Origin of the sequence: Xanthomonas sp. LF06-19, from assembly GCF_034105425.1 — a bacterium.
Lineage (GTDB): Bacteria > Pseudomonadota > Gammaproteobacteria > Xanthomonadales > Xanthomonadaceae > Xanthomonas_A > Xanthomonas_A sontii.
Window position 1 is genome coordinate 249129 of the sequence record NZ_JAXGGH010000002.1, and the last position, 23900, is coordinate 273028.

Sequence of the window (23900 nt, forward strand, 5' to 3'; positions counted from 1 at the left end):
CGGCGCGACCCTCGCGGCTCGCGGCTGCGGCCTCCTCGCGCGGCGTCGCCGCGGGGCCGATCAAGCTCCGCGCGTTCTCGCCGGCAACGACGCCGCCCGCCGCCTCGTGTCGGACACCGCGCGGGCCGCATCGGCAAGGTGCCGCGCCGGACCCGGCGTCCGCCGCGCAACAGGTGAGCCGTCGGCAAGGAGCGCCGTGGTGCGCCGATCCTGGCGCTAACGCGCCGGCGGACGCTGCACCAGGCCGGGGGCATCGGCGACGAAGGTGTCGAGCACGCCGTCGGCGACCTTGACCGGGCCGCCGAAGCGGGTGGCGCCGGGGATGGACGGGATCGCCGCGGCCTGCGCGGCGAGTTGCCCGGCGGTGGCGAAGGCCTGCTCGGCCGCCGGATCGCCGGCCAGCGCCTGGTTCAGCCCGTCCACGCTCAGGCGCAGCGCGCGGCCCCATAGCGCGGTCGCGTCCAGCCATGGAGCTGCCTCGGCCACGAACGCGCCGGTGGTGGTGCCGGCACGGATGCGCTGCGGTGCCGCCACCAGGTCGTCGGCGGCGCGGCCCAGCGCGGCCAGCGCCGCGCTGCGGGCAGCCGGATCGCCGTCGGCCAGCGCATCGCGTGTCGCATCGATCAACGCCTTGAGTCGCGGCGCCTGCGGCTGCCAGGGCAGATGGCCGAAGGTCGGCGCCAGGTGCTGGGTGTCGAAGAAGGTCAGCAGCGCGTCGGCGACCTGCGCATCGCCACCGGCCAGGTCGCGGGCGGCCACGCGCCAGGTGCGTTGCGCGTCGTAGCCGCGGTCGTTCCAGGCGAAGGCGAGCAGCCCGGCCACCGCCGGCCGGCTGGCCACTTCCTGGTTCATCGGGTTGGACACGATGCCGCTCAGCTCCGTCGACAGCCCGGCCTGGCGACGGTCGTAGGGCGCCAGCAGCAGGCGCCCGGCGGTCTCGGCGAAGTCGTTGACCGGGTAGTTGTCCCACAGCAGCGTCTTGCGCCCGAACGCCTTGGTCGCGTTCTTCGCATCGCTGACCGAGATCGACGCCGGGACCACGTCGGTGCCGGTCCACTGCACCACCACGCGCGGATCCAGCGCCTTGCGCAGCGTCGCCTTGTACGGCGACTCGGTGACGTTGAAGTACTCGGTCGGCACCATGATCAGCGCGCCGTGGCCGGCCGCGGCGATGTCCGCCTGCACCGCGTTGAGCAGTTGCGCCTGCGCGGTGGCCGCGGCCTGCTCGCCGGCCCGACCGAACGCGGCGGCGTCGCCGGGGCAGTTCCACTTGGTGTATTCGATGTCGTCGAAGGCGATGTAGAAGCTGCGCACGCCGCGCGCGCGCAACGCGGCGAACTTGCGCCGGATCGCCTGCAGGTCGGCCGCATCGCTGTAGCAGATCGACGGCCCCGGCGAGAGCGCGTAGACGAAGTTGATGTGCTCGCGGTTGGCGACCGCGGCCAGCTTGCCCAGCGCCGCGAGCGTGGCCGCCGGGTACGGCGCGCGCCAGCGATCGCGCGCGAAGGCATCGTCCTTGGGGCTGTAGATATAGGTATTGGCCTTGAACCGCGCCAGGAACGCCAGGTGCGCGGCGCGCTCGGCCATGCTCCAGGGCTTGCCGTAGAAACCCTCGATCGTGCCGCGCACCGGCATCGCCGGCGCATCGGTCACCGCCACCGCGGCGATGCGCCCGTGCGCGACCAGTTGCCGGAAGGTCTGCGCCGCGTGGTACAGGCCGGCGCCGTCGCGGCCGGCCAGCACGATCCGCGTGCCGCGGCCGCTGGCCATGCTGCCCAGCGCATAGCCTTCCGCGCGTTCCGGCACGTCCAGGTCGATGGCGGCCAGCGCATCGCGCACCGGCGCCGCGTCGACGGTGCCGAGCACCACCGACACCGCCTGCGGGTCGTGCGGCAGCGTGCTGGCGCGGCGGATGCGGGAAACCCCGGCCTCGCGCAACACCGCGCGCACCAGCACGTCGGTGGCCGGGTCGGCCTTGCCGGCCTGCACCAGCACCACCGACGGCCCCAGCGGCAGCTCCGGCCCGAGCAGGCGCAGCGCGGTCGGCGTCGGGTACACCGCCGGCAGGGTGGCCGGCGCCGCCGCCAGCGCGGGTGCGGTCGCCCCGGCCAGCAGCGCGAACGCCAGGATGTGGCGGCCAAGGCCACAACGGCCAATACGCTCGGTTCGCATGCGCCTACCCTCGACTGGTATTTCAGTGATTTTGAAATGGTATATACCACTTCCGCCGGCGCGTCGACGCGCGGCGGCGATGGCGCTGCAATGTGGCCGTCCCATGCTGCAGCGACACTTGCATGGTCCGCGCAAGATGCGACATAACCGCAGGCAGTGGCGCTGCCCGTTGCCCGCCCGCCATGCCTGCGCTGACGCGACGCAGACCGGCGAAAAATCAAACATTTGTTTAAAACACCCGCAACTTCGCCGAACTGGACAGCAATGCCGGCTTCGCGCAGACTGCCGCCCTTTCCGCTGCTTTGTTCCCGATGGCGCGACTGCTGCTGCTGCATGGCCCCAACCTCAACCTGCTCGGCACCCGCGAGCCGGGCGTATACGGCCATGCCACCCTGGCGCAGATCGATGCCGCGCTGCTGGCCCAGGCCAGCGCCGCCGGTCACGCGCTGGAGAGCCTGCAGTCCAACGCCGAGCACGTGCTGGTGGACCGGGTGCAGGCCGCGCGCGGCGACGGCACCGCCTTCATCCTGATCAACCCGGCCGCGTTCACCCATACCTCGGTGGCGCTGCGCGACGCGCTGGCGGCGGTGGCGATCCCGTTCATCGAGATCCACCTGTCCAACCCGCACAGCCGCGAGCCGTTCCGCCACCACAGCTACTTCAGCGACCACGCGGTCGGCGTGGTCTGCGGCTTCGGCGCCGACAGCTACCGCTATGCGATGGACGCGGCGCTGACCCGGCTGGGAGCGGCCGCATGAGCCGCGCCCACGCCCGACCGGCACCGCACACCCCCGTCTGAGTCCCCGGGCCGCGCGCCCGGTCTTTTTCAAAGTCACCTCACGAGGCCGTTATGGATCTCCGCAAAATCAAGAAACTGATCGACCTGCTGGAAGAATCGAATCTCGCCGAGATCGAGATCAAGGAAGGCGAGGAAAGCGTGCGCCTGGCGCGCACCCCCAAGGGCATGACCGCCAGCGCGCCGCAGTACGTGGCCGCCGCCCCCGCGGCCGCGCCGGCCGCCGCCGCGCCGATGCCGATGAGCTCGCCCACCGAGGCCTCCACCGGCGGCAGCGCCAAGCCCGGCAACGCCCTGCCCGAGGGCCACGTGCTGCGCGCGCCGATGGTCGGCACCTTCTACACCTCGCCGGCCCCGGACAAGCCGGCCTTCGTCAGCGTCGGCCAAGCGGTCAAGGCCGGCGAGACCCTGGCGATCATCGAGGCGATGAAGATGTTCAACCCGATCGAAGCCGACGTCTCCGGCACCATCGTCGCGATCCTGGGCGAAAGCGGCCAGCCGGTGGAGTTCGATCAGCCGTTGTTTGTGATTGGCTGAGACGCCGGGAATCGGGAATGGAGAATGGGGAATCGTCAAAGCGACCGCACGAGCGGCTCGACGTCTGGCGCGACTCCATGGATCTGGTGGAAATGATCTACCGCCTCTCCGAGACGTTTCCTGCGACGGAACGTTTCGGGCTGACGGCGCAGCTGCGCCGTGCAGCGGTCAGCATCCCCGCCAATATCGCCGAAGGCGCGGCACGCCGCTCCACTCCCGAATACCTGCGTTTTCTGTCGATCGCACGTGGCTCGCTGTCCGAGGCCAGCACGCACCTGCAGATCGCGCGCCGGCTCGACTACACCTCCGACATCGCGGCACTCGACGGATTGATCGATACGATCTTCGCCAAACTGACCGCATTGATGAATGTTCTGAGCAAGCGCGGAGATTGACGATGCACGCCGTCCTCCATTCCCGATTCTCCATTCCCAATTCCCGGCCTTCCCATGCTCGATAAAGTCGTCATCGCCAATCGCGGCGAAATCGCGCTGCGCATCCTGCGCGCGTGCCATACGCTCGGCATCCGCACGGTCGCGGTGCATTCCACCGTGGACCGCAACCTCAAGCACGTGGCCATGGCCGACGAGTCGGTGTGCATCGGCCCGGCGCCCTCGTCGGAGAGCTACCTCAACATCCCGGCGCTGATCGCCGCGGCCGAGGTCACCGATGCCCAGGCCATCCACCCCGGCTACGGCTTCCTGTCGGAGAACGCCGACTTCGCCGAGCGCGTGGAGCAGTCCGGCTTCATCTTCATCGGGCCCAAGGCCGACACCATCCGCCTGATGGGCGACAAGGTCGAGGCGATCCGCGCGATGAAGGCCGCCGGCGTGCCGTGCGTGCCCGGCTCCGGCGGCCCGCTGGGCGAGGACATCGTCGCCAACACCAAGATCGCCCGCGAGATCGGCTACCCGGTGATCATCAAGGCCGCAGGCGGCGGCGGCGGCCGCGGCATGCGCGTGGTGCATTCGGAGGCCGCGCTGAAGGCCGCCATCGAGACCACCAAGTCCGAGGCCAAGGCCGCCTTCAGCAACGACCAGGTGTACATGGAGAAGTTCCTGGAGAACCCGCGCCACGTGGAGATCCAGGTGCTGGCCGATGGCCAGGGCGGCGCCATCCACCTCGGCGAGCGCGACTGCTCGATGCAGCGCCGCCACCAGAAGGTGGTGGAGGAGGCGCCGGCGCCGGGCATCACCGAGGAACTGCGCAACGAGATCGGCAAGGTCTGCGTGGACGCCTGCATCCGCATCGGCTACCGCGGCGCCGGCACCTTCGAGTTCCTGTTCGAGAACGGGCGCTTCTACTTCATCGAAATGAACACGCGCATCCAGGTGGAGCACCCGGTCACCGAGCGCATCACCGGCATCGACCTGGTCTGCGAGCAGCTGCGCATCGCCGCCGGGCACAAGCTCAGCATCAAGCAGAAGGACATCGTCCTGCGCGGCCATGCGATCGAGTGCCGCATCAACGCCGAGGACCCGGAAACCTTCATGCCCAACCCGGGCCTGATCACCGGCTTCCACCCGCCCGGCGGCCCCGGCGTGCGCGTGGATACGCACATCTACAGCGGCTACAAGGTGCCGCCGAACTACGACTCGATGATCGGCAAGCTGATCGTGCACGGCCCCGACCGCGAGACCGCGATCGCGCGCATGCGCGTGGCGCTGAGCGAGATGGTGGTGGACGGCATCAAGACCAACATCCCGCTGCAGCAGCGGATCATGCGCGACAAGGGCTTCCAGGCCGGCGGCCAGAACATCCACTACCTGGAAAAGCGTCTGGCCGAGCGCAAGAACAAGTCGATTGCGTTGGTTTGACAGCCGGGAATGGAGAAACGGGAATCGGGAATCGGCAGTGCCGGCTCCCGAGTTTCGGCGGTGAAGGCCGCGACCTCGCTAGCGCGCTCGCATAAGCACCACGGGATCGGGGCGGAACGAATAGGCCCCGGGAGCGAATGGCCTCGACGTAGCGCGTCGGCGCCCGTCGCCGACATCGTTGCGACAACCACCGCGCAGTGCAATGAGGGGCCGGGAACCCGCTCTTGCGATTCCCCATTCCCGGTTCCCCACTCCCGGCTACTTCCCCTGCTGGGTTCCCGCCACCGGCTCCACGCCCAGGCTCGAGGTCGGGCTGACGATCATCACCGTCTCGGTGGAGCCGTCCGGCCAGACGATCTGGAAGGTGCTGCCCGGAGCCAGGGTGGAGAACGGCATGCCGCTGTTGGCGCGGTAGATCGCCGCCACCTGTGCGGCGCCAGCGCGGCGCACGTCCGGCGCGGAGTGCGCGGTGGTCAGTTCGACCTTGGACAGGCCGCGGTAGCGCTGTTCGGCGGTGTCGATCAGCAACAGGCCCGCCGCCGCCGCCGAATAGGCGACGAAGGCCAGGACCCAGAACCAGAATTTGGCGCCGTGCAGCCATCGCCGGTAATTCATGAGCCTGCTCCCTTGCTGTCCACCAGTCGATTGACCATGTCGTTCATCGTGTCCGTGCCTTGCCGCGGCACCGCGGCGTCGTAAACAAAACTGCTGAAGTCCTGCGTGGGGTCGCGCGAGCAGATCCCGCCGTTGGCGCAATAGCGGGTCATCAACTCGCTGTCCGGGCCGCAATCCAATCCCAGCCTGCAGGCGGCCAACTGCCAGGCCAATTCGGAAAACTGAGTGCCGGCCACGCGCCCGTCCAGGCTGTCGTCGCCGCTGGCGGCCAGGCCCATCGCCGGCGACAGCGCCACGTAGGCATCGGGATCGCCGGAGGCGCGCACCCGCGCGACCAGATCGCGCTTGTACTCGGCGCCGGCATGCAACGGCTGGCCCAGCGCCAGCAGCGCCGCTTCGGCGGCCAGGTTGCCGCCGCGCGCGGCCTGCACGCGCTGGGCGACGATGGCCTGGCGGGTCAGGCCGTCGCCGGGCGCGAAGCCGGCGCAGCGGCGGCCGACGCGGGCGCGCGCCTGCACCATCTGCGCCGAGGTCGGCAGGCGCGCGTCGGCGATGGCGCGGGTATCGGCCCCGTAGCCGACCGGGTCCATCGCATAGCCGGCGCAGTAGTCGTAGATGCGGCTGAGCCGCCAGGACGCCTCGGGGTCGCCGTGCGCGGCGGCGATCGACAGTTGCTGCGCGGCGCGGTAGAGGTCGGCACTGTGTTCGCCCTCCTTCTCCTCACGCAGGCGCGCAGGCGCCGACGCCTGGCGCGACGCCGTGGCCGGCGTGGCGGACGCGGGGTAGGCGTCGGCCGCCACCACGCTCGCCGGCGCGAGCGCCGCCATCGGTGCCGCCGGCAGCGACAGCGCGCGATAGGCGACCACGCCCAGCAACAGCGCGGCGGGCGCCAGCAACAGCCAGGTTGGACGGGACACGACGGGCATGCGCGAAAGAGCCGGACCACGGGCAGAAGCGCAGCCGGACCCCCTGTCGCCCGGCCGCTGCGAGCCGGCAGTCTACCCCAGGCCACGGGCGCGGCATGCGCCAAATGCGTGACGCATGGACGTGCGGACCGGCGGCACGGACGAACGGCACGGCGTCACGGGCGGCGCGGTGCAGATCGCAGTGCCGGTGCTGGCCCGGCAGCGTCCGAACGCATTGCTGGGCCTGTTCGGCCCGGTGCGGCCAGCGCGACGCCGCGTACCGCCGTCGCGTGTCGCATTCCGAACGGCGCCGGCTGGAGGTGGTTCGCACCCGGCCGAAATGCGTGCCGTCCCCCGCTCCGCCGCAAGTCGGCCTCCAGCGCGAAGCCCGCCGCCCGTCTAAGATGCGTGCTTCCCCTGATTGCCCCACCGACCGATGCCGTTCCTCGAACTGACCATGCGCTGCACCGACGCCACCCAGCCCCGCTACGAGACCGCGCTGGAGGATGTCGGCGCGCTGGCGGTGACCCTGCTCGATGCCGACGCCGACACCAGCAACGAACGCGCGATCCTGGAACCGGGCGTGGGCGAGACCCCGCTGTGGGGCACGCTGGTGCTCACCGCGCTGTTCCCCGAGGAGCAGGACGCGCTGGTGTTGCTGGCTGCGCTGGAGGCCTTCGACCCCGGGCTGGACTGGACCCAGGCCACCTTCCGCAAGGTCGACGACCAGGACTGGGAACGGGCCTGGCTGGACCAGTTCCAGCCGATGCGCTTCGGTGCGCGCACCTTCATCGTGCCGTGGAACCACGACCTGCCCGAGGACGCCAGCGGCGCCGATGCCGCCGTGGTGCGCCTGGACCCGGGCCTGGCGTTCGGCTCCGGCACCCACCCGACCACCGCGCTGTGCCTGCGCTGGCTGGATGCGCTGGCCACCGACGGCGTCCTGGCGCAGGCGCGCGTGCTCGATTTCGGCTGCGGCTCGGGAATCCTGGCGCTGGCCGCGCTGAAGCTGGGCGCCGCCGCCGCGGTGGGCGTGGACAACGACCCGCAGGCGCTGCTGGCCAGCCACGACAACGCCGAGCGCAACGCGGTGGGCGAGCGCCTGGTCGTGTACCTGCCTGCCGACGAACCGGCGGCCACCTATCCAGTGGTGGTGGCCAACATCCTCGCCTCGGCGCTGGATGCGCTGGCGCCGACCCTGGCCGCGCGCGTGGCGCCGGGAGGGCGCATCGCCCTGTCCGGCATCCTGCATGGCCAGGAACAGGAGCTGCTGCAGCGCTACGCCCCGTGGTTCGCCCAACTGCGCACCGAACAGGACGGCGACTGGATGCGCATCGACGGCGTGCGCCGGGACTGAACCGGGGCACGGCCAGGCCGGGGCGTGGTCCACCTCAAGGCCAGCCGGCCCATTGCGCCAGGGACAGTATCGCTAACATTTCAATGATGGACAGCGCCGCGAACCAAGCGCGGCCGCCGGCGCGGCTATATCTCGCCTCCCCTGCGGAGGTGCGTGTGAACAGCAAGCTGTACGAACGGGTGCGCGAAGCGCGCAAGCTCACCGGCCTCACCCAGGAGGCCCTGGCGCTGGACCTGGGCGTGACCCGCAGCGCCGTGGCGCAGTGGGAAATGGCCGAAGGCACCGCGCCGGCGCTGGAGCACCTGATCGCCCTGGCCCGCCGCAGCGGGCTGCATTTCGAATACCTGGCCACCGGCCGCGGCGAGCGCGTGTTCGGCGAACCGATGACGGCCGATGCCGCCGCCATCGGCGAACTGCCCAGCCAGTACCAGTTCACCGACCAGCAACTGCGCCTGCTGGAGCGCTTCGACAGCCTGAGCCCGCGTCAGCGCGCCGGCTTGCTGGACCTGCTCGACACCCGCAAGTCGCGCTGAGCCGCCGCGTGACCCTCGCTCCGTAGAGCGTCCAGCGCTGACAAAGACCACGATCCGCCGGCAGCGCACTGCAGATCCCGCCGGCGCGTGCTTGAATACGGCTCTCGCCGTCGTCGCCCGCGCGCATGCCCGATCGCACTCCGCCCCGCCCCAGCCTCGCCACCTTGCTGCGTCAGCCCGATCCGTCCGCCACACAGGGCGAGACCCCGGTCGCGCCGGCGGCGGGCGGTGACGCGTCGGCACACGCGACGCCGCTGACCGACACTGCAGCGCCGCCCGTGGCGTCGAGCGTCTCACCAGTGTCTGCGAACGTGAAGCCGGCCGAGGAAGAGACTGACGCGGTCCACGCCGCACCTGATGCGGGCGACCTGGAGACGCTGTCGCTAGCCCGCGCGTCGGCGACCGACCCGGCACTGGCACCGGCCGCGGGCGCGACTCCCGCGACAGTCCCCACCTCGCCAGTGTCCGCCGCCGCCGCGCCCAGCTTCCTGCATGGCCCGCGCGAACGCCGCCCGGTGCTGCGTGCCGCGCCCTGGCAGTGGATCGCACTGGCCGGGCTTGGCCTGCTGCTGGCGCTGCAGATCCTGATCGCCGATCGCCAGCGCCTGGGCGCCGACCCGCGCTGGCGGCCGTGGGTGGCCGGGGTCTGCCAGGTCCTGCGCTGCAGCGTGCCGGCCTGGCACGAGCCGGCCGCCTTCACCATGCTCAGCCGCGAGGTGCGGCCGCTGCCCGGCCATGCCGGCACCTTGCAGGTGCAGGCGACCTTCCGCAACGACGCGCGCTGGGCGCAGGCCTGGCCGCTGCTGCAACTGTCGCTGGCCGACGCCGACGGCCGCACCATCGGCAGCCGCGTGCTGCGCCCGCAGGAGTACCTGGGGCGCGCACGGCCGGACAGCGCCACACTGGCGCCGGGACAGAGCGCACAGATCGCGTTCCAGGTGCGCGAACCGGCCGCCGAGACGGCGGCATTCAGTTTCGATTTCCACTGAGAACGCTGCGTTCGGGCACTACGCCATGGCAGCGGCGCAGGCCACGCGCTAGACTCGTCCCCCCGCGCCGGCCCTCCTGCCGTCCGGCGCCGCTGTCACCCGGGGATCCGTCGAACTTGAACGCCGCCACCACTCGTCCTGACTCCAGTCGCGGCGCGCCGAAGCCGCCGCTGCGCGAACACGTGGCGCAATCGGTCCGCCGCTACCTGCGCGACCTCGACGGCTGCGACGCCGACGACGTGTACGAGATCGTGCTGCGCGAGATGGAGATCCCGTTGTTCGTGGAAGTGCTCAACCATTGCGAAGGCAACCAGAGCCGCGCCGCCGCGCTGCTGGGCATCCACCGCGCCACCTTGCGCAAGAAGCTCAAGGAATACGGGTTGGCCTGAGGGAGGCCGGGAATCGGGAATCGGGAATCGGGATCCAGCATGCTGTCCTGCATGACTCGACTGTCAAGCGATCCGACACGGCAACCCAGCTTGTAGCGCCGGTGCATCGCCCTCATAGGTGCGGCTTCAGCCGCGACGCCTGAAACCCACCCAGGCGATCGAACGCATTACCGCAGCGAAGAAAAACACCGAACGCCGAACCGCGCGCCTCGCCATTGTGGGAGGGGCTTCAGCCCCGACGCGACATCGTCTGAAGATGCGGGTGCGGACGCCATGCTGTCCTCCTGCTGCGCGATCGGCCGCGATGCGCGCTCGGTAAAGCATCGCGGCTGACGCCGCTCCTACGCAGGCGCAACACTCGCAGCGCGCGCCACTCCAACGAATCCCCAATCCCGACATCCCCACTCCCCGCCCTCACACCCACCCATAGCGGATCAGGTGGAAGAACACCGGCGCCGCGAAGCACACCGAGTCCAATCGGTCGAGCACGCCACCGTGGCCTTCGATCATGTGGCCCCAGTCCTTGATGCCGCGGTCGCGCTTGATCGCCGACATCACCAGGCCGCCGAAGAAGCCCATCAGGTTGGCGACCAGCGCCAGCGCGAACGCCTGCAGCGGCGAGAACGGGGTGATCCACCACAGCGCCGCGCCGAGCAGGCTGGCCGAGAGGATGCCGCCGACGAAACCTTCCACGGTCTTGGACGGCGACAGCCTGGGCGCGATCAGGTGCCGGCCCAGCAGCTTGCCCCACACGTACTGCAGCACGTCGGAGGACTGCACCACGATCACCAGGAACGCGAACAGCAGCAGGTTGCGGTCCTCGTAGCCGGGAATGCGCAAGTTGAGCAGCGCCGGCACGTGCGAGATGCAGAACACGCTGATCATCAGCCCCCACTGCACCTTGGCGGTGCGCTCCAGGTAGCGCGTGGTGTCGCCGCCGATGGTGGACAGGATCGGCAGCACCAGGAACGCGTAGACCGGGATCAGCAGCGTGTACAGGCCGTACCAGTCGCTCCACACCAGCCAGTACTGCCACGGCAGCACCACGTAGAACGCGGCCAGCAGCGCGTAGTAGTCGCCGCGCCGGGTGGGAGTGAGGGTGATGAACTCGCGCAGCGCGAACAGCGACACCAGCGCGAACAGCACGATCACGCCGAGCCGGCCGAAGGCGAACGCCAGCGCCACGACCGTCGCCATCACCCACCAGGCGCGGATCCGCGCCACCAGGTTGTCCAGCACCGCACTGGGCCGTTCGCGCGCCCGCCAGCGCAGGGTCTCGGCGATCAGCGTGGCCACCACCAGCACCGTGGCGATGCCCAGGAACAGCCATACCGTCTGTTGCCGCAGCGAGGATTGCTGCAGGTGTTCGCTCAGCGCGATCGGATTCATCGGGCGGCCTCCGCCTGCTCCGGCGCCAACGCCAACAAGGCCGCGCGCGCGCGATCGAGAAAGGCCTGCTTGTCCTCGCCGGCGCCCAGCCGCAGCGGTTCGCCGAAGGTGGTGGTGCACAGCAACGGCAACGGCAGCCACTTGCCCTTGGGCATCACCCGCTTGAGGTTGTCGATCCACACCGGCACGAACTCCAGTTCCGGACGCTGCCGCGCCAGGTGATAGAGACCGCTCTTGAACGGCAGCAGCCCCTCCTCGGTATTGCGCGTGCCTTCCGGAAACAGGATCAGCGAGCCGCCGCCGTCGACCGCCTCGCACAGGCAGGCGATCGGATCGCGCTGGCGCTGCTGCGGATCGCGCTCGATCAGCACGCCGTTGAACACCGCGTGGATCAGGTAGCGGCGCAACGCGTCGCGCTGCCAGTAGTCGGCCGCCGCCACCGGCCGCACCTCGCGTCGCAGCGCTGCCGGCAACGACGACCAGATCAGCACGAAATCGCCGTGGCTGGCGTGGTTGCCGTAGTACACGCGGCGCTCGCTGGACGGCATGCAGCCGCGCCACAGCGCACGTGCGCCGGTGAGCAGACGGATCGCGGCACTGCAGCCGCGGGCGATCAGACGGGCGATCATTTCCACTCCAGTTCGCGCACGATGGCGCGCACGCGAATCGCGATGGTCAGGGCGGCGGCGGCGATCAACAGCGCCAGCGCCACGGCAAGCAGCATGTAGGCCAGTGTGGCGTGCTGCAGCAGCAATGCAGCGGCCGCCGCCAACGCGGCCAGCGACAGCCAATGCATGCGCTGCACGCGCGCCATCGGCCCCTGCAACGGTTCGCGCACCGCGCAGGCCAGGCCGAGCATGCGCACGTAGGCGGTGCCCATGCACACCAGCGCAGCGGCCCAGCCCAGCTCCGCACCGACGCCCAGCACCGGCTGCAGGCCATAGCCCACGCCCAGGCACACCGCCACGTCCGACAACCGGTCCGGCGCTTCGTTGTACACCGCCCCGGCACGGCCGATCATCTGCGCCTGCTGCGCCAGCAGCCCGTCCAGGCGGTTGCACAGCAGCCGCGCCTGCAGCGCCAGCGCCGCCAGCACCAGCAGCGCGGCGGCATTGGCCGGCGGCTCGCGCCAGGCCAGGGCGAACATCAGCGCCGCCAGCACCGCGCACGCCAGTCCGGTCCAGGACACGCCATTCGGCGTGGCTCCGCGCGCGCGCAACGCCAGCGCCAGCCGCGCGCGCCACTGCGCGCGCCGCGCCTGCCAGGTCGAAGCGGCCATCAGTCGCCGCCTCCACAGCCGCCGCAGCCACCACCGCCGCAACTGCTGCCGCCGTCGCTGCTGCCACCGCCCCCACCGCAACTGCTGGTCGAAGCGCTACAGCCAGCACCGTTGGGCAGCGGCAAACGCAAGGCGTGGTAATCGGCCCAGGGCGTGGTCATCAGCACACTGGTGCCGGCCAGGGCCAGCGGCAGCGCCAGATGCGAACCGGGCGCCAGCGAGGGCGCGGCGACGCCATCGCGCCAGGCCGCCTCGCGCTCGGCCAGCAAGGCATCGCCGGCGACGCTGCGCCGCGGCGGCGTGAGCAGGAAGCCGAGCGCAACGACCGCGACCACCACCATCGCCGCCACCAGAAAGCCGATCGGGCGCTGCAACTGCAGGCCGATGCGCAGCTTCAGCAGGCCCACCATCCACAGCGCCAGCAACGGTGCGGCGCCGAACAGGCGGGCGCACAACGCCTGTCCATGGCCCAGCCACAGCCCCTTGTCGACCAGCGACCGGCGCAGCGGCGCGGCGTCGCGCCGCAATGCGGCGAGCGCCTGCTGGAGCTGCGGCTGCGCACGCACGGTCGCCAGCGCACGCTGCAGCGCCGGCGGTGCGGCGACGCGGGTGTGCTCCAGCCGCGCGTGGCGGCGCACATTCGGATCGGGCTGCAGGCGCAATGCGCCGGCCGCCAGCAGCAGGGCCAGTTGCTGATCGGCAACGCGCTCGCTGCCACCGGCCAGATACGCCAGTTCGGCCGGGTCCAGCAGCGCCTGGGTGTCAGCGCCGCGCAGTCCGCGCACGGCTAGGCGCAGGCGCGCGCCCAGGCTCCAGGCCAGGCCGATGCCGGCCAGGAACAGCAGCAGGAACGGCGGTCCGGGCCAGTGCAGCGGCGAGCGTGGGCCGTTGCCCTGCCATAGCACCGCGAACAGCAGCGCCACGCCCAGCATCCAGCCCCACAGGGCGCCGCCGCCGCGCGCGCGGACGACGCGGCGCGTACCGGCCTGGCGCGGTGCCGGCGCATTCGGCGCGCCGGCTGGCGCCGGCCAGCACGCCAAGGGCGGCTCGCCGAAGTGATGCCAGTAGTACCCCAGCGTGGCCTTGTACTGCGCCTGGAAGCGCTCGGCGTCGGCCGGGTCGCCGCGCCCGGGTTGATGATGCAGGGTGATCCGCAACACCTGCGGGCAGAACCGTTGCCAGTACTCGCGGGTATCGGTGAGGTGGGTGTGCCAGACCTGGTCAACCAGGGCGCTGGGCGTCACCTCCTCGCCGGCCACGCAGGCCAGGAAGCAGAAGCGCCGGTATTCCTCGACCGCGTGCGCGGCCAGCGCCTGCGACACGTTGGCTTCCTTGGCCACGCGGCGCACGAACGCCGGCAACGCCGCTTCGCCCTCGCCGAAGCGGTAGGCCTGCAGGCGCTGCCACAGCGCGTGCCGCGCCGCATCCACGTCGGAGCGCAAGGTCGCTGCGGGTTCGTCGGTCATGACGCCTGCGTCCTCATGCAAACTGCGCCGTGCATAGCGCCAGCAGCAATGCCAGCCACTGCGCCGCGAGCGCGATCAACTGCCGCCGCAACAGGCGGCGCATGCCCTGCCAGCGCGCCAGCCAATCGCGCGGCGGCGGCAGCGTGCGCAGCAGGCCCAATCTGTGCAGGACCGCATCCAGGTCGGCACCGGCGCGCGCTGGTTCCGCTTCGGCTAGCACCGCCTCGAGCAGGTCCACATCCAACCCGACCCGTGCCGCCCAGTAGCGCTGCAGCAGGCCGGCCAGCGCCGAGCCTGCGCACAGCGCCGCGGCGAGCACGGCGCCGGTGCCGGCATACCAGGCGACCAGCAGCAGGGCCGTGGCCAGCAACATCAGTGACAACCGGTCCAGCGGCGCACCCTGGCGCAACACCGCCGCCATCGTGCGCAGTTCCAGCGGCGTGCTCATGCCGGCACCTCCTGCGCCTGCAGCGGCGCCGGCGGCGCGGTGCAGGCGGCGGCGATGGCGGCACGCTGCGCCGGTCCCAGCACGATGCGTGGCGCGCGCGCCCGCAACAGGGCCAGCGCGTCGTCCAGCGTGGCGGCACGGCCGCTGCGCAGCAGCCAGGTGGCCACCGCGGCCGCACTGCGCGAATAGCCCAGCGCGCAGCAGGCCAGCACCGCGCCGTGCGTGCGCGCCGCCGCGATCGCGTCGGCGGCCGCGCGCAAGGCCGCGGCCGGCGGCGCCACCAGGTCCAGCATCGGCACCACACGGTCGTGCGCCTGCGCCTCGCGCAACGACAGTTCGGCACTGACATCGACCACCGCGGCGAAGCGCGTGCGCTCGCCGCGGCCGGGCAGGCGCCCGAGCCAGACGCCGTCGGCGATCTCGCGCGGCGCAGGATCGCGCCAGGTCCAGGCACGCGAGTTGAGCCAGGCGGCGGCCAGGTACGGCGCGTACAGCCAGCGCGCGGCCAGGCTCAGGCGGCCGTCGTCACGTTTCTGCATGCCCGGCGGGCCGAGCAGCGCGTAACTGAGCGCCACCAGCAGCAGCGACAGCGCCGGCCACAGCAGCCACCAGCCGGCGCCGCCGAGCGCGCGTGCGGCGGCCACGCAGGCCGCGCTGCCGAGCAGGTACAGCGCGGCCAGGCGCCAGCGCCGCGGATCGCGCGCCGGTGCCGCGGCGCGCCACGGCGCGGCGATGCGCTCCGGCCACAGCCACACGCACAGCCAGCCGGCGGCCAGGCCGGTGGGCACGTCGAGGAAGTGATGCTGGTAGGTGGTCAGCACCGACAGCCCGATCAGCGCGAACCAGCCGTGCAGGGCCAGCCGCGCCAGCCCGTGCAGGTGCTGCGCATAGCGCACCCACAGCACCACCAGCAGCACGATGTGCAGCGACGGCGCCTGGTTGAACGGCTTGTCGAAACCGAGCAGCACCGCGAACAGCCAGCCGAACACGCCCTCGGTCGGCGGCCGCTCGAAACTGAAGCGCAACGGCCACAGCAGGAAGCAGCCCACCGCCAGCAGTTGCGCGGTGAGCAGACGCCGCGCATGCGTGCCCAGTTCGACACGTGTGCGGCAGACGAAGAACGAGATCACGTAGAACAGGTCGATCGACCAGTACGGGACGATGGTCCACGGCCAGAACGGGATGTGGGGTTCCCAGGCGAACGGCAGCGACGGCACGGCGGCGCGACGCGCGGCCAGCGTGTTGGCCAGGCCGTAGCTGAGGAAGAAGAACGGCCCCAGCAGCGCCAGCCAGGCCAGCGCCCGCCGCCACGGCCGCGCGGCCGCGGCGCTCATGGCGCGATCCGCTGCGCCAGCGACACGGTGAAGATGCCCCACTCGTCGATGCGCTGCTCCAGCTTGCGGAAGCCGGCCGTGCGCACCAGTTCGTCCATCTCCTGCTGGGTGCGGCGGCGCATCACCCAGGCCGCGCCGCCGCGGTGGCTGGTCAGCGCGCGGGCGATGAACTCCAGCTGCGGATGCCAGGGCTGGCCGGTGTAGGCCAGGTAGCCGCCCGGTTCCACCGCCGCGGCCACGCCCTGCAGCGAGCGCAGCACCTGGTCGTTGTCCGGGAACAGTTCGTACAGGCCCGACACCACCGCCAGCGTCGGCCGCGGCTGCAGCGCGGCCAGCGCGTCGCGGTCGAAGGCGTCGCCCTGTTCGAAGCGGGCGATGTCGGTGGCGCCGAGCGTGGCGATCAGCGCGCGACCCTGCGCCACGTTCAAGGGGCTGAAATCGCGCAACAGGATCGCGTCGGCGCGCTGGCTGCCGCCGGCCAGCGCTTCGAGCACGTAGCGGCCGTGGCCGGCGGCGATGTCCAGCGCGCGCACCGGCAGGCCGGCGGCACGCAGCCGCTGCATCGCCAGGCCCAGCAGCTCATGCAGATGCTGGCGACGCACGCGGATGCCGCGCCAGCCGATCGCATCCAGGTAGTTGCGGTCGATCATCCGCCCCAGCGGGCCGCGCCCGGCCGCCTGGTCGCGGTAGATGTAGTCCAGCGTGCTGCCGGAATCGAAACCGGTCTGCAGGCCGAGGGCGATGCCTTCGGAGAGCTGCCCGCCCAGGCGCAGGCCGGCGCGCACGCCGCGCCAGCGCAGATCCTGCAGGCTGTACCGTTCCGGTGGCCAGGCCAGACGCTCGGCTTCCTCGAAGGTCGGCCCGCGGCGGTGCGCGTGGCGCAGACTGGGCAATGCCGGTTCCTCGGCGAAGCGCTCGCGCACGAAGCGACGGATCTGCGCCAGCGCCGGCGCGCGATCGCGCTCGCCCAGCGTGTCGTGGAAGAAACCGGGCAGCAGGTGGCGCTCCTTCACCGGCGAGGACAGGCGCTCGTAAAAGCGGTCCTGCGGGCCGCGGTGCACCACGAAGTCGCTGCCGGACACCAGCAATTGCACCGGCACGGTGATCGCCTGCGCATCGCCGACCACGCGATCCGCCGCCGCGTACAGGCCCAGCAGCACGCGCACCGAGATCGGCCGGGTGATCAGCGGATCGTTGCGGTAGCTCTCGACCCGCGCCGGGTCGTGGGTCAGCCACTGCGGCTTGACGTAGCTGTTGACGAAGAAGTTGCCGCGCAGCGTCTGCATCAGGGCCAGCCCGGGCCGCGCGAACGGCACGTACAGCTTGACCTTGAACGCCGGCGAGGCCAGCACCAGCGCGCGCAGCGGCGGCGCGTAGTCGTGCACCCAGGTGCTGGCGACCACCGCGCCCACGCTCTGCGCCACCACCACGATGTCCTGCACGGCGATGCCGTGGACCTCGCCGATGTGCGCGACGAAGCGGTCCAGGTCGCGCACCAGCGCCGAGAAGCCGGGCGCGTCGCCGCGCGCGCCGGGCGAGCGGCCGTTGCCGCGCGCATCCCAGGCGAACAGCGCGCACTCGTCCAGGCCCAGTTCCTCGGCCAGGTGCATGACCCGCCCGGAATGCTCGTGGCCACGGTGCAGCAGCACCACCGCCCGCGGCGGCGCCGCCGGCGTCGTGGCCGGCCAGTGCCGGTAGAACAATCGTGTGCCGTCGAAACTGGCGAATTCGCTTTCGTTGACCTGCCGCATCCGTTGCCGATTCCTTGTCTGTCTTGAATCCCTGTTCGCCGCGGCCACGCCGGCCGCCCCGCTCACGCGCGTGCCGCCGCCTCGCGCAATCCCGCCGCGACCCGGCGCAGCACGGTCGCCGCGCACAACAGCGCCACCGCCATGGCGACGGCCGTGACCGTCGCCGCGCCGATCCAGGCGCCGGCCAGCAGCAGCCCCAGCACGCCGATGACGAAGGCACGGTCGCTCTTGCCCATCGGCCCATCGTAGCGGCGGCTGGCGCCGACCATCAGCCCGAGCACGCCGGCATATTCGGTCAAGGCCGCGGTCAGCGCCATCAGCCACAGCCAGCCGGCACCGACGCCAGGCACGCCGAGCAGGCTCAGATACAGCGCCGCATCGGCGACCACGTCGCACAGTTCGTTGAGGTAGGCACCCAGCCGCGACTGCTGGCCGAACTCGCGCGCCAGCATGCCGTCCACCGCGTTCAAGGCCATCCGCAGCAGCATCCACAGCGGCAGCAGCGCGTACCACAGCGGCTGCGCCGCGCCTTGCGCGTACACCACCGCGGCGACCAGCAGCGACACTAGCGCCGCAGCCACCGTCACCTGGTTGGCGGTGACGCCAAGCCGGTCCAGCACGCGCACGCCCGGCCGCAGCAGGTCCTGGAAACGTCCTTTGAGGGCATAGATCGACACGCGCGTGGTCCTGACGGCGAGGGCGGGGCGGCGACAGCCTAATGCATCGCAGCGGCTGCGCGCGCGGCCGAAGCCACGGCGCAGGTGTTCTGCACGGCCCGCACGCACCGCGCGCGCGGCTCCACGGCGAGGCGCGCACACCGTGTGCCGGCGCCGCCGCGCATGCGATCCGCAGGCCCGTGGGCCCGGCCGGCCGGGCGTCGGCGGGCCTCAGCGCCTACAATGGCAGCCCGTTCCGCTGCCCCCGCCCTGCCTCATGTCCTCCGATTTCCTGCCCGTGCGCCGGGCGCTGCTGTCCGTTTCCGACAAGACCGGCCTGATCGACCTGGCCCGCGCGCTGGCCGCGCGCGACGTCGAGCTGCTGTCCACCGGCGGCACCGCCAAGGCCCTGCGCGAGGCCGGGCTGGCAGTGAAGGACGTGTCCGAACTGACCGGCTTCCCGGAAATGATGGACGGCCGGGTCAAGACCCTGCACCCGCTGGTGCACGGCGGCCTGCTCGGCCGCGCCGGCATCGACGATGCGGTGATGGCCGAGCACGGCATCGCCGCGATCGACCTGCTGGTGCTCAACCTGTATCCGTTCGAGGCGGTCACCGCCAAGGCCGACTGCACGCTCGCCGACGCGGTGGAGAACATCGACATCGGCGGCCCGGCGATGCTGCGCTCGGCGGCCAAGAACTTCGCCCGCGTGGCGGTGGCCACCGATCCGGCGCAGTACGCCGAACTGCTGGCCGAGCTGGAGGCCAACGACGGCCGGCTTTCGGCGGCCAAGCGCTTCGCCCTGTCGGTGGCCGCGTTCAACCGCGTCGCCCAGTACGACGCGGCGATCAGCAACTACCTGTCCGCGGTCACCGCCAGTGACGCCGCCGTGCCCACGCGCAGCGCGTTCCCGGCGCAGATGAACTCCAGCTTCGTCAAGGTGATGGAACTGCGCTACGGCGAGAACCCGCACCAGCAGGCCGCGTTCTACCGCGACCTCTTCCCCACGCCCGGCACCCTGGCCACCTTCACCCAGCTGCAGGGCAAGGAGCTGTCCTACAACAACATCGCCGACAGCGATGCGGCCTGGGAATGCGTGCGCCAGTTCGACGCGCCGGCCTGCGTCATCGTCAAGCACGCCAACCCGTGCGGCGTGGCGGTCGGCGCCGGCTGCGGCGACGCCTACGAACTGGCCTACGCCACCGACCCGACCAGCGCCTTCGGCGGCATCATCGCCTTCAACCGGCGCCTGGATGCGGCCACCGCGCAGGCGATCCTGGACCGCCAGTTCGTCGAAGTGCTGATCGCCCCCGACTACGACGACGCCGCGCTGGAGTACGCCAAGAAGAAGGCCAACGTGCGCGTGCTGCGCATCCCCGCCGGCGACGGCGCCTACGGCATCGACAGCAAGCGGGTCGGCTCCGGCATCCTGCTGCAGACCAGCGACGCGCACGTGGTGCCGCGCGATGCGCTGAAGGTGGTGACCCGGCTGGCGCCGACCGAGGCGCAATTCGCCGACCTGCTGTTCGCGTGGAAGGTGGCCAAGTACGTCAAGTCCAACGCCATCGTCTACGCCAAGGACCACCGCACCATCGGCGTCGGCGCCGGGCAGATGAGCCGGGTGTACTCGGCGCGCATCGCCGGCATCAAGGCCACCGACGCCGGCCTGGCCGTGGAGGGCTCGGTGATGGCCTCCGATGCGTTCTTCCCGTTCCGCGACGGCATCGACGCCGCCGCCGCGGCCGGCATCAAGGCGGTGATCCAGCCGGGCGGTTCGATGCGCGACGCCGAGGTCATCGCCGCGGCCGACGAGCACGGCATCGCCATGGTGTTCACCGGCGTGCGCCACTTCCGCCACTGAGGTCTGCAGCGATGCGCCTGTCCGCTGTCGTGCCGCGTCCGTTCGCCGTGCTGGCCCTGGCCGGCGCCCTCGTGCTGGGCGGCTGCAAGCCGGCCGCGACGCCCGCACCCAGCGCGGCACCTGCGTCGGCCCACGCCAGCGCGGCGGCCCAGCCCCACGTCAGCCGCACCGCGCGGCTGCAGGCGTTCCTGCAGCAACGCTACGGCAGCGCCGCGACGCTGGTCGGGCATTGGCCGGGGCAATGGACCCAGGGGGGCGAGAGTCATGCGGTGGACTGGCAGGTCTGCGCCGAACAGCCGGTGGTCACCGGCGACGGCTGGCAGCAGTTGCTGGCGGTGTGCGGCGCGCTGCGCGATGCCGGCCATCCCGAACCTGGCACCATCGACTTCTACGTGCTGCGCCCCGAGGGCCAGGGCTTCGCCGTCGCCGCCGAGCGCACCGGCGGCACCTACGGCAGCCAGGGCCAACCCGGCGAGGTCGGCATCGTCCGCGCCGGCAGCGATTTCTACGGGTTCCGCGTCGAGGACGGCTGGTTCGGCCAGGGCTATGCGCTGCAATCGCAGACCCTGATCCTGCCCGGCCCCAAGGGCCTGGTCGACGCCGGCAGCGTGCGCAGCCACATCGACAACAGCGCCGCCGCCGACTGCGATGCCGCCGATGCGGCCGCGGACTGCAAGGCTGGCCAGTTCGCCATCGACTTCGCCCTGCGCTTCGACGACCGCGACCACGCCGCCCGCGTCTGGCCGCTGCTGATCGAGGAAACCGGCACGGAGTGCGGCCAGCGGCCGGTGCAGCGCAGCCACCGCTTCGCCCTGGACGCGAAGACCTGGACCTACCATTTCCCCGAGGCGCTGCAGCGCGAAGGCTGCACGTGAGGCACGCGCGCCCGGCGCAGCCGCTCCCCTTTTCCCTGCAATCTGGAATTCCGCGATGAAACTGCTCGTCATCGGCTCCGGCGGCCGCGAACACGCCCTGGCCTGGAAGCTGGCCCAGTCCCCCCGTGTCGACGAAGTGCTGGTGGCGCCCGGCAATGCCGGCACCGCCGGCGAGGCCAAATGCCGCAACGTGCCGGTCAAGGTCAACGACCTCGACGGGCTGCTGGCGCTGGCCCGGGACGAAGGCGTGGCGCTGACCGTGGTCGGCCCGGAAGTGCCGTTGGTGCTGGGCGTGGTCGACCGCTTCCGCGCCGCCGGGTTGCGCATCTTCGGCCCCAGCGCCGCCGCCGCGCAGCTGGAAGGCAGCAAGGCCTACGCCAAGGATTTCCTGCAGCGCCATGGCATTCCCACCGCGTTCTACGCCGTGCACACCGAGGTCGAGGCCGCGCTGGCCTATGTCCGCGACAAGGGCGCGCCGATCGTGATCAAGGCCGACGGCCTGGCCGCCGGCAAGGGCGTGATCGTGGCGATGTCGCTGGACGAGGCCGAGGCCGCGGTGCGCGACATGCTGTCCGGCAACGCGTTCGGCGACGCTGGCGCGCGCGTGGTGATCGAGGAATTCCTCGACGGCGAGGAAGCCAGCTTCATCTCCATGGTCGACGGCCACACCGCGCTGCCGATGGCCACCAGCCAGGACCACAAGCGCGTCGGCGACGGCGACACAGGCCCCAACACCGGCGGCATGGGCGCGTACTCGCCGGCGCCGGTGGTGACGCCCGAGGTGCACGCGCGGGTGATGCGCGAGGTGGTCGAGCCGACCGTGCGCGGCATGCGCGACGACGGCGTGCCGTTCACCGGTTTCCTCTACGCCGGGCTGATGATCGACGCCAGTGGCGCGCCCAAGGTGATCGAATTCAACGTGCGCTTCGGCGACCCGGAAACGCAGCCGGTGATGCTGCGACTGCAGTCGGACCTGCTCGACCTGCTCGAGGCCGCGCTCGACGAACGCCTGCACGCCACCGAAGCGCAGTGGGATCCGCGCCCGTCGCTGGGCGTGGTGCTGGCGGCGGCGCCGTATCCGGAGACGCCTGTCACCGGCGAAGCGATCACCGGCCTGGACGCGGTGCCGGGCAACGCCAAGGTATTCCATGCCGGCACCACGCTGGACGCGCAGGGCCGCGTGCTCAGCGCCGGCGGCCGCGTGCTGTGCGTGGCGGCGCTGGGCGACAGCGTGGCCGAGGCACAGCGGCATGCCTACGCCGGCGTGGCGCAGATTCACTGGGCCAGCGAATTCCACCGCCACGACATCGGCTGGCGCGCGATCGCGCGCGAGCAGGGGGCGTAACACGTCGCCACGGGCAGGAGCGGCTTCAGCCGCGACGAGCGAAGCCCGATGCTGGCTGACACCATCCGGCGTCGGGACTGACGTTCCTCCCACAAGGACATCCGACCCACTCCCTGTGGGAGCGGCTTCGGCCGCAACGAGCAAAGCCCGATGCCGCCTGACACCACCCGGCGTCGGGACTGAAGTCACTCCCACAAGGACATCCGACCCACTCCCTATGGAAGCGGCTTCGGCCGCAACGAGCAAAGCCCGATGCGGGCTGACACCATCCGGCGTCGGGACTGAAGTTCCTCCCACAAGGACACCCGATCCACTCCTTGTGGGAGCGGCTTCAGCCGCGACGAGCAAAGCCCGATGCCGCCTGACACCACCCGGCGTCGGGACTGAAGTCCCTCTCACAAGGACACCCGATCCACTCTCTGTGGGAGCGGCTTCAGCTGCAACGAGCAAAGCCCCGATGCCGGCTGACACCACCTGGCGTCGGGACTGAAGTCCCTCCTACAAGGACACCCGATCCCACTCCCTGTGGGAGCGGCTTCAGCCGCGACGAGTGAAGCTCAAAGTGCGGCTGACATCCTCGCTTGCCGGGACTGGTGTCCCTCCCACAAGGAGCGCACACCGCTCTCGCGTGGAAGCCCGCACGCAGCCACCATCGCCGCTGCGCTAGCCTGGATTCCCCACCGATTCGCACACGCTCCATGGCCCTCTCCCCCGCTCTCCGCACCCGCTTCCGCGCGCTCGCCGCGCAGACCGACGGCATCGATACCGCGGCCTATGCCGCCTGCGGCAAGGATCCGCTCGATCCCATCATCGGCCTGGGCCGCCGCGACGCGCGGGTGTGCATCCTCGGCCGCGACCCGGGCCGCAGCGAGGTCGAGCACGGCGAACCCTTCGTCGGCAGCGGCGGCCAGCTGGTGCGCAAGGCGCTGTACCGACACCTGCACGACGGGGCAGAGATGCCCGACTTCGCGGCCGGGCTCAAGGCCGGCCGCGTCGCCTTCTGGCTCAACACCGTGCCGTACAAGCCGGTGGGCAACAAGGCGTGGTCGATGCCGGTGAAGCGCCGCTTCCATCCGCTGATGCGGCACCTGCTGCTCGAACAGTGGCGCGGCCACGCCATCCTTACTCTCGGCCGCGAGGCCTTCCTGTGGTTCGGCATCGACCAGCCGCGCGAGGTGCGCGCGGCGCTGGAGGCGTTCTGGGCGCGCGAGGACCGCTTCCAGGCGCAGACCGAGGTCGCGCTGCGCAGCGAGGACGGCCGCCGCGCCCGCCGCGTGACGCTTTACCCGCTGCCGCATCCCTCGCCGCTCAACCAGACCTGGTACAAGCGCTTCCCGGCACTGCTGGACGCCCGGCTGCGGCACCTGGAGGTCTGAGCGCCCGCGT

At 71.4% G+C, this 23900-nt stretch carries 23 protein-coding genes; 12 read left to right on the forward strand and 11 right to left on the reverse strand.

Annotated features, from left to right (window positions below):
- Window positions 1-216: 216 nt before the first annotated feature.
- Window positions 217-2172, reverse strand: a complete 1956-nt coding sequence (locus SLW55_RS05050) for a beta-N-acetylglucosaminidase domain-containing protein (protein WP_320744770.1) — start codon at window positions 2170-2172, stop codon at window positions 217-219.
- 311 nt (window positions 2173-2483) lie between these two features.
- Here SLW55_RS05050 and aroQ point away from each other — a divergent pair, with 311 nt between their 5' ends.
- From aroQ to accC, 4 genes are all read left to right on the forward strand, one after another.
- Window positions 2484-2930 (forward strand): type II 3-dehydroquinate dehydratase, encoded by a 447-nt coding sequence (gene aroQ, locus SLW55_RS05055; protein ID WP_019801847.1) that lies wholly within the window; start codon window positions 2484-2486, stop codon window positions 2928-2930.
- Window positions 2931-3022: 92 nt separating this feature from the next.
- Window positions 3023-3505: an acetyl-CoA carboxylase biotin carboxyl carrier protein gene (accB, locus tag SLW55_RS05060; protein ID WP_148827977.1), complete on the forward strand. Its 483-nt coding sequence runs from the start codon at window positions 3023-3025 to the stop codon at window positions 3503-3505.
- 17 nt (window positions 3506-3522) lie between these two features.
- On the forward strand, window positions 3523-3900 hold the full coding sequence (locus SLW55_RS05065; protein ID WP_026143397.1) for a four helix bundle protein: 378 nt from the start codon (window positions 3523-3525) through the stop codon (window positions 3898-3900).
- Window positions 3901-3954: 54 nt separating this feature from the next.
- Window positions 3955-5322: an acetyl-CoA carboxylase biotin carboxylase subunit gene (accC, locus tag SLW55_RS05070; protein ID WP_017911501.1), complete on the forward strand. Its 1368-nt coding sequence runs from the start codon at window positions 3955-3957 to the stop codon at window positions 5320-5322.
- Between the two features lie 258 nt (window positions 5323-5580).
- Here the strand turns inward: accC and SLW55_RS05075 are convergent, their stop codons facing one another.
- Window positions 5581-5937: a hypothetical protein gene (locus tag SLW55_RS05075; RefSeq protein ID WP_150409239.1), complete on the reverse strand. Its 357-nt coding sequence runs from the start codon at window positions 5935-5937 to the stop codon at window positions 5581-5583.
- Window positions 5934-6863, reverse strand: a complete 930-nt coding sequence (locus SLW55_RS05080) for a hypothetical protein (protein WP_320744772.1) — start codon at window positions 6861-6863, stop codon at window positions 5934-5936. The genes SLW55_RS05075 and SLW55_RS05080 overlap by 4 nt, the downstream gene beginning before the upstream one ends.
- Before the next feature lie 415 nt (window positions 6864-7278).
- On the opposite strand from SLW55_RS05080, the gene prmA reads away from it, so the two are divergent.
- From prmA to fis, 4 genes are all read left to right on the forward strand, one after another.
- Window positions 7279-8199, forward strand: coding sequence for a 50S ribosomal protein L11 methyltransferase (gene prmA, locus SLW55_RS05085; protein ID WP_320744773.1), 921 nt, complete (start codon window positions 7279-7281; stop codon window positions 8197-8199).
- Window positions 8200-8285: 86 nt separating this feature from the next.
- Window positions 8286-8732: a helix-turn-helix domain-containing protein gene (locus SLW55_RS05090; protein ID WP_267098754.1), complete on the forward strand. Its 447-nt coding sequence runs from the start codon at window positions 8286-8288 to the stop codon at window positions 8730-8732.
- Between the two features lie 299 nt (window positions 8733-9031).
- Window positions 9032-9721: a DUF3426 domain-containing protein gene (locus tag SLW55_RS05095; RefSeq protein ID WP_320744775.1), complete on the forward strand. Its 690-nt coding sequence runs from the start codon at window positions 9032-9034 to the stop codon at window positions 9719-9721.
- 116 nt (window positions 9722-9837) lie between these two features.
- Entirely contained in the window at window positions 9838-10110 is a 273-nt protein-coding gene (gene fis, locus SLW55_RS05100; RefSeq protein WP_010343856.1) for a DNA-binding transcriptional regulator Fis, read from the forward strand.
- Between the two features lie 414 nt (window positions 10111-10524).
- Here the strand turns inward: fis and SLW55_RS05105 are convergent, their stop codons facing one another.
- The 8 genes from SLW55_RS05105 to SLW55_RS05140 all read right to left on the reverse strand — a co-directional run bounded on the left by SLW55_RS05105 (window position 10525) and on the right by SLW55_RS05140 (window position 18454).
- Window positions 10525-11499 (reverse strand): phosphatidate cytidylyltransferase, encoded by a 975-nt coding sequence (locus tag SLW55_RS05105; RefSeq protein WP_017916454.1) that lies wholly within the window; start codon window positions 11497-11499, stop codon window positions 10525-10527.
- A complete protein-coding gene (locus SLW55_RS05110) occupies window positions 11496-12128 on the reverse strand; it encodes a lysophospholipid acyltransferase family protein (RefSeq protein ID WP_017909397.1) in 633 nt (210 codons plus the stop codon). The genes SLW55_RS05105 and SLW55_RS05110 overlap by 4 nt, the downstream gene beginning before the upstream one ends.
- Window positions 12125-12778, reverse strand: coding sequence for a CDP-alcohol phosphatidyltransferase family protein (locus SLW55_RS05115; RefSeq protein WP_043093545.1), 654 nt, complete (start codon window positions 12776-12778; stop codon window positions 12125-12127). The genes SLW55_RS05110 and SLW55_RS05115 overlap by 4 nt, the downstream gene beginning before the upstream one ends.
- Window positions 12778-14244 carry a TIGR04222 domain-containing membrane protein gene (locus SLW55_RS05120; protein ID WP_320744778.1) on the reverse strand — a complete coding sequence of 489 codons (1467 nt, stop codon included), beginning with the start codon at window positions 14242-14244 and terminating at the stop codon, window positions 12778-12780. Before SLW55_RS05120 ends, SLW55_RS05115 begins: the two co-directional genes overlap by 1 nt.
- A gap of 13 nt (window positions 14245-14257) precedes the next feature.
- Window positions 14258-14692: a hypothetical protein gene (locus tag SLW55_RS05125; protein ID WP_267098758.1), complete on the reverse strand. Its 435-nt coding sequence runs from the start codon at window positions 14690-14692 to the stop codon at window positions 14258-14260.
- On the reverse strand, window positions 14689-16026 hold the full coding sequence (locus tag SLW55_RS05130) for a phosphatase PAP2/dual specificity phosphatase family protein (protein ID WP_267098759.1): 1338 nt from the start codon (window positions 16024-16026) through the stop codon (window positions 14689-14691). The genes SLW55_RS05125 and SLW55_RS05130 overlap by 4 nt, the downstream gene beginning before the upstream one ends.
- Window positions 16023-17777, reverse strand: coding sequence for a bifunctional alpha/beta hydrolase/class I SAM-dependent methyltransferase (locus SLW55_RS05135; protein ID WP_152237842.1), 1755 nt, complete (start codon window positions 17775-17777; stop codon window positions 16023-16025). Before SLW55_RS05135 ends, SLW55_RS05130 begins: the two co-directional genes overlap by 4 nt.
- Before the next feature lie 62 nt (window positions 17778-17839).
- Entirely contained in the window at window positions 17840-18454 is a 615-nt protein-coding gene (locus SLW55_RS05140; RefSeq protein ID WP_320744779.1) for a CDP-alcohol phosphatidyltransferase family protein, read from the reverse strand.
- 256 nt (window positions 18455-18710) lie between these two features.
- Between SLW55_RS05140 and purH the strand changes: the two genes are divergently transcribed.
- The 4 genes from purH (at window position 18711) to SLW55_RS05160 (ending at window position 23890) form a co-directional block, all read left to right on the forward strand.
- Complete coding sequence (purH, locus tag SLW55_RS05145; protein ID WP_320744781.1) at window positions 18711-20294, forward strand: bifunctional phosphoribosylaminoimidazolecarboxamide formyltransferase/IMP cyclohydrolase; 1584 nt, start codon at window positions 18711-18713, stop codon at window positions 20292-20294.
- A gap of 11 nt (window positions 20295-20305) precedes the next feature.
- Complete coding sequence (locus tag SLW55_RS05150; RefSeq protein ID WP_267124656.1) at window positions 20306-21169, forward strand: hypothetical protein; 864 nt, start codon at window positions 20306-20308, stop codon at window positions 21167-21169.
- Between the two features lie 55 nt (window positions 21170-21224).
- Window positions 21225-22514 carry a phosphoribosylamine--glycine ligase gene (purD, locus tag SLW55_RS05155; protein WP_267093031.1) on the forward strand — a complete coding sequence of 430 codons (1290 nt, stop codon included), beginning with the start codon at window positions 21225-21227 and terminating at the stop codon, window positions 22512-22514.
- Window positions 22515-23212: 698 nt separating this feature from the next.
- Window positions 23213-23890 (forward strand): uracil-DNA glycosylase family protein, encoded by a 678-nt coding sequence (locus SLW55_RS05160; protein ID WP_267098763.1) that lies wholly within the window; start codon window positions 23213-23215, stop codon window positions 23888-23890.
- Window positions 23891-23900: the final 10 nt, after the last annotated feature.